Genomic DNA, 18053 nt, shown 5'->3' with positions numbered 1-18053 from the left:
TGCTGCTGCAAAATGATAAACGGCTTTTACATAGCGTAAAGAAAACCGAGAATAAGCAATGCAATCCAAAGAGTTTCAACCACTATCATGACTATGGGAAGCATGCCGACTTCGGCAAGCTTTCCTAAGTTTGACTTCATGCCAATCGCAGTAATGGAAACAACCAGAAAAAAACGAGAAACCTGCGTCCCCATTTCGATAATAAATTCTGGTAACGCCACAAAACTATTGAGCAGCATGAGTGCAATAAAACCGATAAGAAACAGAGGCATTTTAGGTACTTCACCACCCTCTGCTTGGGTACTGGCTTTATAGAATCTTTTGATAAAGAGCATCATGATCAGAACTACCGGCATCAGCATGGCTACGCGCACCAATTTGGTAAGGGTCGCCATATCACCCGCACTTTCTGACACCGAGTAACCAGCCCCTACCACCTGCGCCACGTCGTGAATTGTGCCGCCTAGAAAGATACCAGCTTCCGTGTCTGTCATACCCAATTGTCCCGCGATTATAGGATAAAGCACCATCGCAATAGTGGACATGGCCGTTACGCCTATAACGGTAAGCAGGGTATCTCGCTCGTGGTTTTCACCTTTTGGCAGTATGGTAGAGATGGCTAACGCAGCAGAAGCACCGCAAATAGCGACGGAGCCGCCAGTAAGTGCACCAAAGCGCTTTTGAAGCCCCAACGCTTTTGCCAAGCCCACGCCCAAAACAATGGTCGTAAAAATGGCACCAGCAAGCATGAGCGCTGTTTGCCATCCTAGCACTGCCAAGTCACCTAGCGCTATTCTTAAGCCCAGTAAAACCACACCCGCGCGCAGCAAGGTACTCGCGGTAAAATCGATACCGCAAGCGCATGGCGTATCGTTTTGGTACAAAAACGATACCGCCATACCTAACAATAAAGCGAACAACATAGCAGGGGCATTGTAGTGCTCACTTAAAAACAAGGCCGCCATGCCTGTGATGGTAGCAATACCCAGCCCAGGCCAAATGTTTTTACATTTTACTGCTATGTCATTCATTGCATTAACGCTCTGAAGCAACCAATGCCACAAGCACTACACGCTTGCGATCGCCAGAGTAGGGACGACGGCCGTGCATCGCACGATAGTTATCGACAATTGCCACGTCCCCGTCTTGCCACTCTAAATCAAACGTGAAGTCTTCAGAAAGCTCAGCAATACGCTCTAGCCCTTCTTTCGGGATAGCGCTGCCGTCACCAAACGTAATGGCTGAAGATGGGTTCTCGCGAACGCCTTTCCAGCCCATGTAAGCTGCAATAAGCTGGTTGTAGAACACTTCAGAACCGTCAGCTAACTCAATGACTGCTGGAAGTACAGGCGTAATCGCTTTTAAGCTACCATCTTCCATCCACTCCCAGCTGTAACCTAGTTCTTTAAGCTTAGCTTCACCCTCTTCTACGGTTTCAACACTCAATGTACTTTTCCAGCTACGCCCTTGACCTGAATTGATGTCATTTGCTGCAGGCATGGTAGTGGTGTACTTCAGACCTTTTTCTTTAAAGTCCCTTGCCAGTTCGGGGCTTTCCGCTTTCAATGCTTCAAACAGTTTGTCTGAACGACACAACGGCGTAGCACCGCCCTCATCTGCTGCAGTTTTACAAAAGAAGAAAAGCTTACTTGGAGAAATAGGTGTTTGAGCCATTTCGTGATGAAGAAAAATCTCTACATCTTTAGGTGCTTCGTTAGCGGTAAATACACGTTCGGTGTAGTTAATACGCACCGCGTTAGACAGCGACTCTTGATAAGTAAAGTTAGGATAGCCGAAGCCTGCTGAAAAAACGTCAAAGGTCTCTGCTGAATCAAGAGGGAACCCTCTAAACAGCAGCGCACCTGATTTAGCAAGTTTTGCCTCAAGTTCTGCCTGATTCGCTTTAACAAACGCAACCGTTTCTTCTACAGTGGAACAGCTTTCATTGTTCACGACTATTTCAGGGAACACGCCGCCGTTGTAGTTGTGCTGAGTAGGTACGCTTGCATACGCTACCGCAGAGCTGTCATTGACGTTTTTCATAGTTTACTCCTAGTCGTAAATGGGGTGGAAACGATTAAAGGCTGCTTCGCAGAAGTGACCCGGATCGTTAAATCGACGATTCATGTTTAATGCAGATATAGCCTGCATTTCACTTTCACTTAATGAGAAATCGAAAAGCGCCAAGTTCTCTTTCATGCGTTCTACTTTTGACGTTTTCGGAATAATTGCGTTGCCGCGCTGAATACCCCAACGCAATACAATTTGCGCTGGCGTTTTACCGTGGGCTTTTGCAGCAGCTTTCACTACGTCCTGCTTAAGTACTGATTCAGTCTGGTCAGCCATTTCAAGTTCTAGGTAAGAAAGCGCACCTAAAGGTGAGAACGCGGTAACATTTAAGCCATAGTCTTTTGCCAAGCGAATTAAACGCTCTTGGGTAAGGTAAGGGTGAGATTCAATTTGCAGCATTGCCGGCTTAATGCGCGCGTAGCTCATTAGGTCGTTAAGCAACCCGGTGTTGTAGTTACACACACCGATTTGTTTAACCTTGCCGCTATCCGCTAGCGCTTCCATGGCTTCCCATGTTTTATGAAGCGGTACAGGAGCAAGCTCCATTTTAGGCTCGGCTGCATCGGGCTCATAAAACCATTCAGGCGGATATCGCGTTTCGATTGGTACGAACTTTTGCGCGATAGGGAAATGAATAAGGTATAAATCCAGGTAGTCTAGCTGTAAATCAGATAGCGTTTTTTCAAGCGCCAGCTCTACATGCTCTGGGGCATGAAACGTATTCCAAAGCTTCGAGGTTACCCACAACTCTTCTCTGGTACATAGGCCTTCATCAATGGCGCGTTTAATGCCTTCACCCACTTCTTTTTCGTTACCGTAATCTGCTGCGCAATCTAAATGGCGATAGCCAGCCTTAATTGCTTGGTATGTGGTTTCGGCACAAATGGCAGTATCTACTTTCCAAAAGCCAAAACCTACCTCAGGTATCTTATTCATCGTTTCATTCACCTTAGAATTTGTTGCATTAAGCTAATTAGTTTTACTTTAACAGTATGCTCTTGTATAACTTCAGCTTCAAACTTTAGTCTTGTATAAGACATAAGTTATTACACAGACATTATGATGTCAACAAAGTGTTAACAAACTAAATAAAAAGATTAGCCCAAGTAGCAATTCGCTTGAGCAGGTTGTGACTGCTAATTTTTATATAGGGCGTTAGTCGCTAAGGGATAAAGCAATGCAATATGAAGGCGGCCAACGTTTAGAAAGATCAGCAGGGAAAGTAGTCCAGAAATGACATTGCGTGAGGGTAATTAAGGCTACAAGGCATAAAGCCTTGTTTTTGATAAGCCAGCCTAACGGCTAACCAAAAGGCATAAAATTAATCAAGTTCAACTTGATAGTGATAGTGATCGGTTCTGCACTTGCTTTCGCGATATTCAATTAACTTGCCTTCAATTGATTCTGTGACGCGAGTGACCAAAAGTAATGGCGTTCCCTTTTCAATACCAAGACTTTTTGCATCACTTTTTGATGCTAGGACAGCTTTAATACTATCGCGGGTTTTAAACACGGTTTGGTTATAGTCGGTTTGATAGAAATGATACAGGGTGTGGGGAATATCTTCGCGCTTTTCGATGTCAGAGAACATTTTGGATGGCAGAAAAATAGTTTCTAGCATACAGAACTCATTTTCTAATATACGCCTGCGTTTAAGTTTTACGGTTTTATCTTTTACGGCTAGCGCGAGTGCATGTTGAACCGTTTCATTCGGCTCTACTAACTCTTTGCTGATTAGCTCTGCTTTAGGTAAATCGGCGCCCTTGCCGTCAGCTTGCAGGGGGAAAAAACGAAATAGCGCATCTTGAGCAGTATGTTCAGAAACAAATGTACCGACCCCTTGCCTGCGGGTTACAATTTTAGTGTCGGTAAGCAGTGTTAAAGCCTTGCGAACCGTTCCTTGACTCACATTGAATTCGTCAGCAAGTTTAAACTCACTAGGCAGCATCTCACCGGGTTGCCATCGACGCTCAACAATAAGTTGCTTAATGTATTCAGCGACCTGTTGATATAGAGGCTGAAAGGCAAGACTTGGACCGCTGAGCTTGTGATCGAATTGAGATGAAGACATGAACCCTAACCTAAACGCTTAATTATTGTTTTTATATCATACACAAGAGTTATAGCGCATTTTTGATTTAAATCACATACACCATAGGAATAACGTACATGCTTTTGGAAACACTGCTGCCCATGTTCGCCCTTTTAGGGCTGGCGACGCTTCTTCAAACCCTAAGTGGGTTTGGTTTTGGGCTTATGGTAGTGTCGAGCTTTACGTTGTTTGGTATTTTACCACTTACCGCTACCACATTCGTCGTCAGTTTTTTAAGCCTTTTTAATTCAGTTAGTTTGGTGATAAAAAACACCGAACAAATAAACAGGCGCGCCTTTACAATCCTATTGCTTAGCGGCATACCGTTTATGGGTATAGGCTATGCGCTACTAGAGTACTTATCTGTCGGGATGGCAACATGGCTTAATCTATTACTCGGATTCGCTATTCTAAGTTGCTGTGGGCTTTTACTGGTAAAAAGAAAACACGCGAAGCCATCAGGTCGCGCCTATGGGTTCACTATAGCTGGCGCCTTGGGTGGATTATTAGGCGGACTGTTCTCTACATTCGGCCCTCCGGTTGTATTTCAATGCTACAGACAAACTTGGCCGATTAATGAAATAAGGCTCACGCTACTGGCTGTGTTCAGCGTTACATCGCTTATACGTCTTGCTATCATCCCGTTTGGCACACTTCCTTCTAAAGACGTTCTTATTTCTGCGGTGCTTGCTATTCCTGTAATCCTTGTTTTTACCCGATTAGGGCGCATACTAGCGGCACGTGTGCCCGCCTCGTCAGTGAGGCTGTTAGCCTTAACCATGCTCGCATTGAGTGGCGTAACGCTTATTGTTAAAAACATTAATTTTTAGAACGAATTCGACCTTCACTCAAGATAATGGCACTGTTGGCGTACTAGTGACAACACTACAGCGCCACCTAGTACCTTAACCTGATCTAATTTTTCATAAATTCCTCATTGTTGATTGACACCAAAGTTACATTTCATTAACTTATGTCTTATACAAGACATGAAAGGTAATGTAAGAATGAGTAACGCATTTTGTGTAACTGAACCAGACTGGAATGATATTGAAGCTGCTGACATCACCGAGCAGCCCTTTCTGTCAGACGATAAAACACTCATCGTCCCCACGCAATATGGTGAATTAAGCTTAAGTATCAGCCAATTTGGTTTGCGTATTCAAAACGACGTAAACGCAGCTGATAACTTTGGCATGCTTGTCCAAGCTCCCGATAAACAAATATTGGTGTTATCTGGCGATAAGTCACACAGTACTGTAGCAGCAGGCGACTATCGTCTGGAAATCTTTGCTTCTCCTCTTCATTTTAAGCTATACAAAAATGACGTTTTAGTTCAGCAAAGCGCCACCGACGGCCACTTTGTACGTCAACATCGCTTACCGCCATTCGCTAAAACCGACAAAGGTTGGTTAGTAAGTTTAGAGCTTAGCTACGACGAGGCCGTTTATGGTCTTGGTGAGAAATGGGGAAAGCTTGATAAACGCGGCCAGTTAATTCGTTCATACAACCACGATGCATTAGGCGTAAACGCCGAGAAGTCTTACAAAAATACACCATACGCATGGAGCCCAGAAGGCTGGAATCTTTTTGTACATACCCCCGCTCCCGTTACTCATGGCGTGGGATATGCGCTCTGGTCACAGCGAGCATACGTGTGCTTAGTAGAAGATAATCTACTCGACCTGTTTTTGTTCCACCAAGACTCACCGGCGCAAAGTCTTAAAGCCTACAGCGAGCTCACCGGCTTTGCCCCTACACCGCCGACCTGGAGCTTAGGCGTTATTCTTTCTAAAGCGTATTATAAAGACGCCGACGAACTACTCGCCGTTGCCCGCGAAGTGCGCGAAAAGAATATGCCTTGCGATGTTATTACCCTTGATGGTCGCGCATGGCAAGACACAGATACCCGCTTTGCTTTTGAGTGGGACCCTAAGCGCTACGCCGACCCACAGCCAGTTATCGATGAACTTAAAGCGTTAGGTTTTAAAATCTGTGTGTGGGAATACCCCATGATTTCAGTGAAAAACCCGCTATACAAAAAAGCCGCTGATAAAGGCTGGCTGATAAAAGACAAACGAACAGGAGAAGCTTACCGGTATGAATGGGATTTAAGCCCATTTGGCGAAGTGCTTACGCCACTACCAGACTCGGGTATTCTAGACTTTACCCACCCAGACGCTTACGAATTTTGGAAAACCTCGCACAAGCCTTTATTTGACCTTGGCGTGGACATGATAAAAGCCGATTTTGGTGAACAACTTGAAGACGACAACATGCTGTCGTATAGCGGTGATTCAGGCAATCGCCTACATAACGTGTACAGTATGCTCTACAACCGTTGTGTTTACGAAGCCGCAGAAGCTTACTGTAAAACAGGTCCATTCTTATTCAGTCGCTCAGCTTGGACGGGAAGTCAGCGTTACCCATCGCAGTGGGGCGGCGATCCGCAAGCAGATTGGCACGGCCTTGCAGCAAGCATTCGTGGCAGTTTGTCGTGGGGGATGTCAGGCGGGCCCTTTTTCGCCACCGATATAGGCGGTTTTTACAAAGACACTCGAGACGCAGAGCTTTATGTAAGATGGGCACAAGCGTCAGTATTTAGCGCCCACATGCGACTGCATGGTATTGGCCCTCGTGAACCCTGGTCTTATGGCGATGCCGCCTCTAATGCTGTATTCGAGGCGCTGAAACTAAGATACAAACTTATTCCATACCTCAAAGAAACCGCAGAAAAAGCATCACAAACAGGGCTTCCAGTACAGCGCGCCATGGCGTTGGCCTTCCCTGACCAGCCCCTTTCTCATGGCTTTGAGCAGCAGTTTATGTGTGGCGATGACCTACTTGTAGTGCCTTGTGTCGTGCCGGGTGGAAAAATTAAGTACTACTTACCAAAAGGTGAATGGATACGTTTTGGTACCGATGAAGTTGTGCAGGGTGAACAATACAGAGAAGAAATACTTGCGCTAAATGAAGTGGCGGTGTTCATCCAAAAAGGCAGTCGCATAGTAATGGGCCCAGATGTTCAACATACCGATATGGATATGTCGAACACCACACATTGGCCAGCGTAGCGCATAGGAGCAGTTCATGGATATCACCCTTACCCTATTGTCATGCATGGCATTTATGGCACTGGTTGCCGTTATTTCTTACATGAAAACGAAAGGGGAAGTAAACACGCAAGATGGTTACTTCCTTGCAGGAAGAGGGCTGACAGGCACTTTTATTGCTGGTTCCATGATCCTTACCAACCTCTCCGCAGAGCAGCTTATTGGCTTAAACGGCTCTGCCTTTGGGTATAACTTAAGCGCTATGGCGTGGGAAGTTACCGCAGGTATCTCTACCATTATTATGGCGCTTATTTTCTTGCCTCGTTACTTAGCGGGTGCCTTCTCCACCTTACCTGAGTTTTTACGCGACCGTTTTGACGACAGTGTACGCAGAATGACGGTAGTACTGTTTATGGTGGGCTACTCGTTAGTGACTATACCATCGGTGCTTTATTCAGGTTCAATTGCCGTTTTAAGGCTGTTTGATGTACCCGGTCTTTTTAACGTAAGTTACGAAGTAGGCTTAGTAATGACCATTGTGGTCGTTGGCACCATAGGCGCGCTTTACGCCATTTTCGGTGGCTTAAAAGCCGTTGCAGTATCAGATACTATTAACGGCGTTGGTCTTTTAATTGTGGGCTTGTTAGTCCCTATTCTTGGCTTAATTGCTTTAGGTGACGGAAGCTTTAGTGACGGACTTTCTACCATTGCTACCACAGAAACCGAAAAGCTCAACGCTATAGGTGGGCCCAACGACCCCGTACCCTTTGGCACTATTTTTACTGGTATGATATTGGCCAATCTTTTTTACTGGGGTACTAACCAATACGTTATTCAGCGAACCCTTGGGGCAAAGAACCTGGTTGAAGGTCAAAAAGGTGTGTTGTTCTCTGGGTATTTTAAAGTACTCGTACCTTTCATGATGATGCTACCTGGCGTAATTGCCTATCACCTGTATCAAGACGAAAATCTCCAAACTATCGATCTAGCCTACCCGCATTTAGTCAAAGATGTACTACCACAGTATCTATCGGGTTTCTTCCTAGCTGTGCTGCTTGGTGCAGTATTTAGCTCTTTTAATTCACTGCTCAACAGTGCCGCGACCCTGTTTTGCTTAGACGTTTATAAACCTTTCAAAAAAGACAAAGTGAGCGATGAAAAGCTAATCCGCGTCGCGAAGATCACCAGTATTGTCATTGCTGTGCTTTCTTTTATTACTGCACCGCTACTTATGTTTGCCCCTGAAGGCTTGTGGCAAATCATTCGTATATTCACTGGGTTCTACAACATCCCTGTTATCACCATTGTACTGGTTGGTTTGTTCACCAAGAGGGTGCCCGCGCTGGCTGCGAAAGTAGCTATTATCTTCCACGTAATCGCTTACGGGTTGCTAAAGTTCGTATGGGAAGTGGATATCAATTTCATTCACATTTATGCCATATTATTCGCTATTGAACTGGCCATTATGTTAACCATAGGCAAGCTCTATCCAATGGCTACACCATGGCACTTTACCCCAAAAGCCGAAGTTAGCATGACCCCATGGCGCTATGCTATTCCCTGCGCCATTGTGCTAGTTGGCCTTATCGCAACGCTTTACCTAATGTTTTCTCCAATAGGATTTGTTGGCGGGCTAAGCAACGCGTTTGTCCCAGCTCTAATTAGTTTGTGGGCGAGCTGTTTCGCCGCCATTGGTGTTAGCCTTAAATGGTGGCGAGTGAAATACGAGCAAGGCTTGAGACGCCTTGCTTCCCAGCATGCGTAATTTCTCCCTGTTACTTTTGTATAGAAAAAACACAAAAAAATTAACATAACGTTTGCAAACGACTTAACAATTGTTTAACTTAATCACTCTTATATAAGACATCAGACGAAAGATATCTTTTATAAAGACTGGTAATGATAAATCGTGCAGCGCTGCATCTCGAATGCAACAGCCTGCGCAACTAAAAATAAAAAACCAAACACCGTCTACGTACAACGGTTGATATATACAAAAAATGTTGGCCATTGTTAGTTAGAGCGAGATAAGCGAAATACCCTGGAGAACAACATGAATACAAAAAGATCGATCATTAGTAAGGCGGTAACCCTTGCTATGACATCTGGCTTGCTACTTCACGCAAATGCCTATGCGCAAGATGCAGAGACCGAACAGGCCGAAACCGCTAAAGACGACAAATCATTCGAGCAAATTGTCGTTACCTCACAGAAACGTGTGCAAAGTATTAGCGATGTCCCCGTTGCGGTATCGGTTTTGCGCGGAGACCAGATAGAGTCGGCTTTCGCAAACAATGTTGAAAACCTTCAGGCTCTCGTTCCTTCAGTTAGCTTCCGCAAAGGTACAACAACACGAAACTCTGCATTAACGGTTCGAGGCATTGGAACGATTTCTTTTAGTATCGCCGCTGAACCGAGTGTAGCGACTGTTGTAGATGGTGTGGTTTTAGGTCGTTCTGGACAGGCTTTTGCCGACCTTTACGACGTTGACCGTATTGAAGTTCTGCGAGGCCCACAAGGCACCCTTTTTGGTAAAAATGCATCAGCCGGCGTAGTAAACATTACCACTAAAGACCCGTCGCAGGAGCTAACCGGTAGCCTTTCTACCGAGTTCTATCAAGACAATGAATATCGCTTAAAAGGCACGGTGAGCGGCGGCTTAACAGACGACCTTTCAGCGAGTTTGACCGTTTTTCAAGGTAAATTCGACGGTTACATCGACAACGTTTACAACAACGAAACGGTAAACGGCTATGACCGTGAAGGTGCTCGCGCCGTTGTACTTTACGAACCAACTAACGATTTAAAAGTTAAATTTATTAGCGAGTTTTACAGTGCTGACGATGATTGCTGTGCCGATTTAGAAGGCGTTTCAAGCGGTCGTAATCCAGACTCTGAGGCAGCGCCTAGCAGTGCAACTATTGCAGACGGCATTGATTTGGAGCAGCGTCAAATTGACCACGATTTTGAGTCTCGTACTATCGACGACCACTCAGCTTTCTCTGTGCAAGTTGATAAGACCGTAGGTGATTATACTTTCACTTCAATCACTGCTCAGCGTTCGTGGGAAAATACAGAATTCCGCGAGGGTGACTTTACCTCAATTGCTGGCGACAGCGACCAGCCAGTATTCGGCGTACCGTTCCAACTACACGATGTGGGTGAGCAGGAATGGAGTCAGTTTTCTCAAGAATTCCGTGTTGCTTCAAACCTAACAGGTCCATTTAACTTTCTTGCAGGTATGTTTTACTGGAACATGGATTCTGAGCGTAATTTTACGCGGGATGCAAGCTGCCAGAACAATGCAGGTCAACTTGATGACGCACTGACTTTTTACGCACAAAATAATTTGTCAGGAGACGATTTAACAAATGCGCTATCAGACCTTGATGCCTATGCCGATTCATTAGGCGTATCGTGCAATGCAAACGATATTGTTTCTGCCACTGCATTTATGAGCACCGAGTTTAACAACTGGGCGGTATACGGCGATGGTACTTACGATTTAAGCGATGATATGCGTCTTATCTTCGGCCTTCGCTATACCGATGATGAAGTGTCTTATAAGCATCGCCGTATTAGCAACGATGAATATGGACGCCGTGGTGTTGGTGTTCGCCCAGCTACCGAAAACACGGATGCAGAAGGGGTAGTAGATGAAACCAATCTGTCTGGCCGTGTTGGTATTCAATACGATCTTGACCAAAATCAGATGGTTTATGCTACTTACTCACAAGGCTATAAAGGCCCGGGTTTCAACGTTTACTACAACTTTAATCCAGACAACGACGGTCGCCCTATCGGCGCTGAAGAATCTGACGCTTTCGAGATTGGCTATAAGTACGCAAGCCGTGACCTATTGTTGAACGTTGCTTTGTTTAGCACCGACATTGAAGGCTTCCAAGCGAATAACTTCGACTGTTCAGACGGTGCATGTATTACCCGTCTTACTAATGCCGGTGATGTGACAACACAGGGTATTGAGCTTGATATGATGTGGAACGCAACCGACAACCTAACGTTAATCGGTGGTGCTGCATACACGAAAGCAGAAATCGATGAGTTTAACTGTCCTGAAGAAGCGACCTGTACCGACCGTTCAGGGCTTGATGTTCCTTTTTCACCAGACATGAAATACTCGCTAACCGCTGAATACTTCATGGAAACCGAGCACGGCTTCGATGTTTACTACAACGCGTCGTATATTTACACCGACGAACAGTACTCTGACTTACCGGGCAACACAGGTGAATTTAACCCTCACTCATTGTTACCTGACTACAGCATGCTAAATGCAAGCGTGAGTTTCTCATTCAAAGACGATGCATTCCGCGTATCTTTGATTGCTAAAAACTTACTTGATGAAAGCTATGCAACAACTTACAGCGGCGATAACTTCCGTTATCAAATCCCTCGCGACGCTGACCGTTATTACGGCGTAGCCTTCAAGGCACAATTCTAAACCTTCAAAGCGTGTGTGTTGAAAGGGGCGTTTATACGCCCCTCTTTTTTTGCTGTAGGAAAAATCAGGTTAGCTATCTGTTGTACTTTAATACACAAACACTCCTTCCTAAAATTGCTGTAGATAATCCATTTCCCCCTAACCAATTCAGGCTTCCTGTAGAGTAAAAAGCATGGCCTGCACCACATATTTAGCTACGTTTATGAGAATGAGGCGCGCAAATCCAATGAGCAAAATAGGATTGTTTATTAACCCTTTCCATAAAGTGAAGCACAAAGTAATGCGGGCAAAAAACTGAGCACACCTTATTAACAACCATGAGTTTTGATTTGTAAACGCTGAGTGAAACTCGAAATTCGTCGTTCTCGCAAAAGTACAACAAAACACCTAACCAATTGTTTTATAATATTTTTTAAAATTGCGTATATTAATTAATCATTCTACTAAATGTTAAATTTTTGAGAACAGTATTGATCTTTACGTGTCAGTGGCTTAATGTAATGTAAGCGCTTTCAAACAGCCATTTTTATTTGACCCATTTTGTAAGCGCTTACACAAGCTTTTTACGTGGCATTTGCCACAACATAAAAACCCAATTTCTTTTGATCAGGGCTGAAAACAATGACGAAAAAAGCATCTCAACTCTCGCGGATAGCAGCCGCGATCTCAGTCACAACCCTATTTGGCTGTGGAGGTGGAGCAACAACCTCTACGGATATCGACGTTGTTGACGCAACGGTTCCCGTTACTGACTGGCAGCTTGTTTGGAGCGACGAGTTCGATGGAACCAGTATTAACGATGATAACTGGACCCATGAAGTAAACTGCGACGGTGGCGGTAACAATGAAGCCCAATGCTACACAGACAGTGAAGACAATTCATTTGTGTCTGATGGTAGTCTAAAAATTGTTGCGCTTCCTGCCGAAGAAGGTGCACCAAAGCCCTACACGTCAGCCCGATTAATTACTCAATACAAAGCCGATTTTAAATATGGCCGTTTTGAAATGCGCGCGAAACTACCGGAAGGGCAAGGTAGTTGGCCAGCGTTTTGGATGATGCCTACTGATTCTGTATATGGCGGCTGGCCTCGCTCTGGTGAAATCGACATTATGGAAGCGGTAAACCTGAAAGCAGCAGACGCAGAAGGTAACCCTGAAAACCACATCTACGGCACCCTTCACTATGGTCAAGAATGGCCGAACAATGATAGCTCTGGTCAAGCATATTCTCTTCCTGATGGCGCTAACCCAGCTGATGACTTCCACACCTACGCAATAGAATGGCAGGAAGGTGAAATTCGTTGGTACATGGACGGCTATCTGTACGCTACTCAACGTCGCTCTGAAGTGCGCTATAACGCAAATGGTGATGCCACAGGTCTTTCTCATCGCGGTTGGTACACTGAGTACTTCGACCAAATTACTGGTGAACTAGAGACTCAGTGGAATAACGCTCCATACGATCAAGAATTTTTCATGATCCTCAACTTCGCTGTGGGCGGAAGCTGGCCTGAAGCAGTTAACGAAACAGGCATAGATGCAGATGCATTCGTAGACGGTCAAACGTTCGAAATTGACTACGTGCGCGTTTATGAGTGTGCGTCAGATCCTGACACTGGTAAAGGTTGTGAAACTGTGCGTCCTGGCTACGACAGTTTAGACGATGCTTTGGTTGAAGGCGCTGCGCCCATCCCTTCTCCGCCTTCTACCGGCATTCCACAAGACTTAACCATTTTTGATGGCACGCCTAACCCAAATTGGGCAGCGTGGGATTGCTGTGGTGGCTCTACACCTCAACTTGTTGAAGATACTGAGCTAGGTCAGGTTTATGAATTTACCTTTGGTGCAGAACCTACCGTAGTCGGTTTTATCAGCCGCGATGCGTTTCTTACTGACCCAGAAGGTGAAGCCTCTCCATTTGATGCCTCTCCACTTGAAGGTATTGGTAGCTTAAAATTTGATTTAAAACTTGTTTCTGCACCTAATAACGCTGAAGCAAACTGGAACTTAAAAGTAGAAAGTACTGAAGCAACCACAGACGCTTCTTTTTCATTGATGAGCGGCTACGTTGGACCTTCAGATACTGCACCTGCTACACCGCAAGTAGGCGTATGGGAAAGCTATCAATTTCCTATCAGTATGTTTGCTGAAGCTGAGCTAGACACAAGCGCCATTGATACCATCATGATTTTCCCTGATTGGGGCGCAGGTGAAGGTGCCGTTTACCAAATTACTAATGTAGAAATTTCGCAGGACGGTGCGGTTGTATATCCAGAACTAACTATCTTCGAAGATGGTCAAAACCCTGATTGGCCTATGTGGGATTGCTGTGGTGGCTCTACCCCAACTGAAGAAATGGATGACGAAGAGCACGGCTTAACGGCAGAATTCCGCATTGGCGCAGAACCTACCGTAATGGGCTTTATTACTCGCTCTGCTGCCGGTGGTGGTGATACTCCATTTGATGCCACAGCCCTAACTGATGGTGGTTTACTACAGTTTGAAATGCGTGTGTTAAGCACTCCAAACAACCCAGATTCAACATGGCTATTTAAAGTTGAGTCAAACGGTGCATCAACCGCAGTCGAGCTTCCTTTAGCGGATAGCGTTGAAGGCCAAGCGCCTGTTGAAGGTGAGTGGCAAACCTACACTTTCCCTATTTCTGACCTACAAGCTCGCGGCTTGGACGTGAGCGCGATTGACGTCATCATGGTGTTCCCTGCTTGGAGTACTGGTGAAGGCGCCGTGTATCGCCTAGACAACGTGAAAATATATCACCCGGACAGTGGTCAAGACGCGCCTTCAGCGTCTGGGATTACCTTGTTCGCAGACACTGCGGCAGACCAGTGGCGTATCTGGGACTGCTGCGGTGGCTCAACCCCAACAGAAGAAGTAGATGATGCGGACCACGGCACTGTAGCCGAGTTCCGAATTGGCGCGACGCCAACGGTAATGGGCATCATTGCTGATGACGGTCACTCTTACGACGCGTCAGCACTACTTACTGACGGTGCTGTGCGATTTGAAATGAAAGTAAGCTCTATGCCTAATAATGCATCAGCGCCTTGGTTGTTCAAAATTGAATCTATCAACGTGTCATCAGCCGTAGAACTTCCTATTTCAGCTAGCCTTGAAGGTGTAGACCCTGTTGAAGGCGAGTGGCAAACCTATACTTTCCCTCTTCAAACGCTTTATGACTTAGGTCTGGATATCAGTGCAATCAACGTCATCATGATGTTCCCTGCATGGGGCTCTGGTGAGGGCGCAGTATACCGCATTGATAATGTTGAAATTGCAGCGCAATAGCAAAGCATGTGTCGCCTAAGCTGTGCTTAGGCGGCATACAAAATTGATAAGAATTAGTAGGGCAATTATGAAAAACACACCTTTTAAAAAGACCCAGCTTGCCACATCAATGGCTTTGTTGATGGGCTCTTCTCTTGTGCTACCCGCGTACGCTCAAGAAGCAGATACGGCAACGCCCGCAGAAGGCGAAGTAGAAGTTATTCAAGTTAGCGGTATTCGCGGCAGTATGATCCGCTCTATGGACTTAAAGCGCAGCTCAAGCGGCGTGGTAGACGCCATATCAGCTGAAGAACTAGGTAAATTTCCTGATACCAACTTGGCTGAAGCACTCCAGCGTATTACGGGTGTAACCATTAGCCGTAATAACGGTGAGGGTAGCCAAATTACCGTTCGTGGCTTCGGTCCAGAATTCAACCTGGTAACCCTAAACGGTCGCCAAATGCCGGGGACCGGTTTTACCCGTTCGTTTGATCTTGCCAACCTTTCATCTGAAGGCGTAAGCACGTTAGAGCTTCAAAAAACCGCTCGCGCTGAAAACCCTAGTGGTGGCTTAGGTGCTACGGTAAATATTATTACCATGAAGCCGCTGGCCCAGTCAGGGCAAAACGCCACTATTTCAGTAAAAGGTATTTACGATACGTCTAATGAAGCAGGTGACGATGTAACGCCAGAAATTGCAGGGGTTTATACCAATACCTTCGCTGACGACATGTTTGGATTCGGTGTTTCGTTCTCTCATCAAGAGCGTGATTTTCAACAGCAAGCTGCAAGCATCCAAGGTTGGGTACTTCAAGAGAATGACGATCTTCCAGAGCTAGACCCTAGCAATGTAGTGGACAACCGCACAAACATTACTGATGCCGCGTTCTTTCCTAAAGACATGAACTACAGCATTAATGACGTTCAGCGTGAACGTTCTAATGGTCAGGTTACTTTCCAGTTCCGACCTGTTGATGCGTTTACTGCTACCATCGACTACACCGCGTCTCGTGCAACAACAGGCACTAACACCGTGGGCTGGGGTATATGGAATAATTTTGGCGCTAATATCAATGCCTACGAGCTAGATGAGAACGGCACGGCTGTTTATGCAGATATCAGTGGCGATGACGGCTCATTTACCGCAAGCCGCAATACTACACGTGTTGACGCGCGTTCACTTGGCGTAAACTTAGACTGGATGGTGAATGACGATTGGCATTTACGTTTGGATTACCATGATTCTTACAACAAAACCGACAATGGTTATGACGAAGGGCTAGGTAGCGCTGGGCAAATCATTCTTGGTTCAAACCAGTTAGAGTCTAAAGTTTATGATTACCGTGAAGGTGAAATCCCTCAGGTCTATGTAAACTGGAATAACGGCACAAATGAGATTATGCCGGGTGAAATTGACTCTAACTTCAGTCAGTTCATCTATTCACCAGGACGTTCTGACATTGAACAACTGCAGTTAGACGGTACTTGGTACAACTCAGCGTGGGACATCCCGTTGGTTAAAGTTGATTTTGGTGTGGCTCGCACAGAACAGTCTTTATCTGGCTTTACTGCGTGGAGCGGACTCCGTGGCGGACCAGGCTTTAGCCCGTCGTTTACGGAAATCTTCCCAGACAGTATGTTTGTTCGCAACGATACCTCAGGCTTCTTAGACGCCTTTGATGGTGGCGGCGCAAGCATGAACCCTGGCTATTACTACACCTTCGACTTTGATGAAGCCATTGCGCGTCAGCTTCAATTCATCACTGCCGACGTTGTGGGTGAAAGCAATGCATACTCAATTGACCCATATTTCAGCGGCGATCCTTCGGTAAGCAATGTAGAAGAGACAACCGACTCTATTTATGTTCAGACCGAATGGGATTTTGAAGTTAGCGACTTTTATGTTCAGGTTAACGCTGGTCTTCGCTACGAAGAAACTGAGGTACCTAGCACAGCTGAAGTTCGTGTTCCTATCCAAGTGAACTGGGTTGCAGCTGGTGAGTGGATCACTGTTTTCCAAGACGGCGTTGAAGAGCAAGACTTTACCGGTAAGTACGATGTTCTTCTTCCAATGTTCGACGTAAAAGTCGATGTGACAGACGATATTGTAGCCCGTTTTTCTTGGGGTAAATCAATTACCCGCGCACCTATCGGTTTCTTACAAGGCGGACGTTCATTTAGCGGAAGCCCTAAAATTGGTTCACGCACGGTTTCTGAAGGTAGTACCGATCTGAAACCTTATGAGTCAACTAACTTAGATCTATCTTTCGAGTGGTACTACGACGAAGCAAGCTATGCGTCAGTCGGCCTCTTCAGAAAGTCAGTGAAAAACTACATCGATACGCAAGGTGCACTTGAAACCTTTGACGGCCTTTACGATATTTATCAGGGCCCAAGATGGCAAGAAGCGGTATCTGCACTTGAAGCAGACGGAATCCAAGCTACTGACAGCAACATTTACGATTACTTCTTGTCGGCGGGTTATGCCAACGCTGAAGGCGTAGTTGAGCCGAACTCTGACGACCCGCTTATTGAGTGGAACGTAGTGAAGCCTCGTAACTTAAACGATTCTAAAACCGTTGAAGGTATCGAGCTTGCTGTTCAGCATACGTTTGGTGAAACAGGTTTTGGTTTTGGTGCTAACGCCACGCTAGTTGACGGTGACGTAGAATACGACCCATATAACCTTGAACAGCAAAATCCGCTAGTAGGTATCAGTGACTCAGCTAACTTCCAAGTGTTCTACGAAAAAGAAGGCCTGTCGGTAAAAGTGACGTACGCATGGCGTTCAGACTATGTTATTGGTATTGGCCAAGCGCAGGGCTCGGCGGATAACCCAGCAACTCAGTTCGACACGTTTGGGCAGGTTGATGCCAGCATTAACTACGATGTAAACGAGCATCTAACGGTCTTCCTAGAAGGTGTAAACATCAACGACGAAACCGAGCGTGGCTACGGCCGCTTTGAAGAGCAATTCTTGTTTGCTCGCCAATACGGACCTCGCTACACGCTAGGTGCTAGATATACTTTCTAAGCTTATCAAGCAATGACAACAAGGGCCTTTTTAGGCCCTTTTTTTGTTTTAATACTC

At 45.7% G+C, this 18053-nt stretch carries 10 protein-coding genes; 6 read left to right on the top strand and 4 right to left on the bottom strand.

Annotated features, from left to right (window positions below; translation table 11 throughout):
- Window positions 1-26: 26 nt before the first annotated feature.
- The 4 genes from E5672_RS13180 to E5672_RS13165 all read right to left on the bottom strand — a co-directional run bounded on the left by E5672_RS13180 (window position 27) and on the right by E5672_RS13165 (window position 4141).
- Window positions 27-1031 carry a YeiH family protein gene (locus E5672_RS13180; protein WP_136782610.1) on the bottom strand — a complete coding sequence of 335 codons (1005 nt, stop codon included), beginning with the start codon at window positions 1029-1031 and terminating at the stop codon, window positions 27-29.
- A 4-nt stretch (window positions 1032-1035) separates the two neighbouring features.
- Window positions 1036-2043 (bottom strand): TauD/TfdA family dioxygenase, encoded by a 1008-nt coding sequence (locus E5672_RS13175; protein WP_205676496.1) that lies wholly within the window; start codon window positions 2041-2043, stop codon window positions 1036-1038.
- Window positions 2044-2052: 9 nt separating this feature from the next.
- Window positions 2053-3006: an aldo/keto reductase gene (locus E5672_RS13170; protein ID WP_136782609.1), complete on the bottom strand. Its 954-nt coding sequence runs from the start codon at window positions 3004-3006 to the stop codon at window positions 2053-2055.
- A 385-nt stretch (window positions 3007-3391) separates the two neighbouring features.
- Window positions 3392-4141: a GntR family transcriptional regulator gene (locus E5672_RS13165; protein WP_136782608.1), complete on the bottom strand. Its 750-nt coding sequence runs from the start codon at window positions 4139-4141 to the stop codon at window positions 3392-3394.
- Between the two features lie 98 nt (window positions 4142-4239).
- On the opposite strand from E5672_RS13165, the gene E5672_RS13160 reads away from it, so the two are divergent.
- From E5672_RS13160 to E5672_RS13135, 6 genes are all read left to right on the top strand, one after another.
- A complete protein-coding gene (locus E5672_RS13160) occupies window positions 4240-4992 on the top strand; it encodes a TSUP family transporter (RefSeq protein ID WP_136782607.1) in 753 nt (250 codons plus the stop codon).
- A 177-nt stretch (window positions 4993-5169) separates the two neighbouring features.
- Window positions 5170-7236 (top strand): glycoside hydrolase family 31 protein, encoded by a 2067-nt coding sequence (locus E5672_RS13155; RefSeq protein ID WP_136782606.1) that lies wholly within the window; start codon window positions 5170-5172, stop codon window positions 7234-7236.
- Window positions 7237-7252: 16 nt separating this feature from the next.
- Window positions 7253-8980 carry a solute:sodium symporter family transporter gene (locus E5672_RS13150; protein WP_136782605.1) on the top strand — a complete coding sequence of 576 codons (1728 nt, stop codon included), beginning with the start codon at window positions 7253-7255 and terminating at the stop codon, window positions 8978-8980.
- Between the two features lie 288 nt (window positions 8981-9268).
- Window positions 9269-11677, top strand: a complete 2409-nt coding sequence (locus E5672_RS13145) for a TonB-dependent receptor (protein WP_136782604.1) — start codon at window positions 9269-9271, stop codon at window positions 11675-11677.
- Window positions 11678-12298: 621 nt separating this feature from the next.
- Window positions 12299-14983, top strand: a complete 2685-nt coding sequence (locus E5672_RS13140) for a glycoside hydrolase family 16 protein (protein ID WP_136782603.1) — start codon at window positions 12299-12301, stop codon at window positions 14981-14983.
- A 67-nt stretch (window positions 14984-15050) separates the two neighbouring features.
- The gene (locus tag E5672_RS13135) at window positions 15051-17996 is read left to right on the top strand and encodes a TonB-dependent receptor (RefSeq protein WP_136782602.1); all 2946 of its coding nucleotides are present in this window, start codon (window positions 15051-15053) and stop codon (window positions 17994-17996) included.
- Window positions 17997-18053: the final 57 nt, after the last annotated feature.

It is taken from the genome of Alteromonas portus, from assembly GCF_005117025.1.
Lineage (GTDB): Bacteria > Pseudomonadota > Gammaproteobacteria > Enterobacterales > Alteromonadaceae > Alteromonas > Alteromonas portus.
Note: the sequence above shows the minus strand (reverse complement) of the source record. Positions and strands in the feature narration are given on the sequence as shown.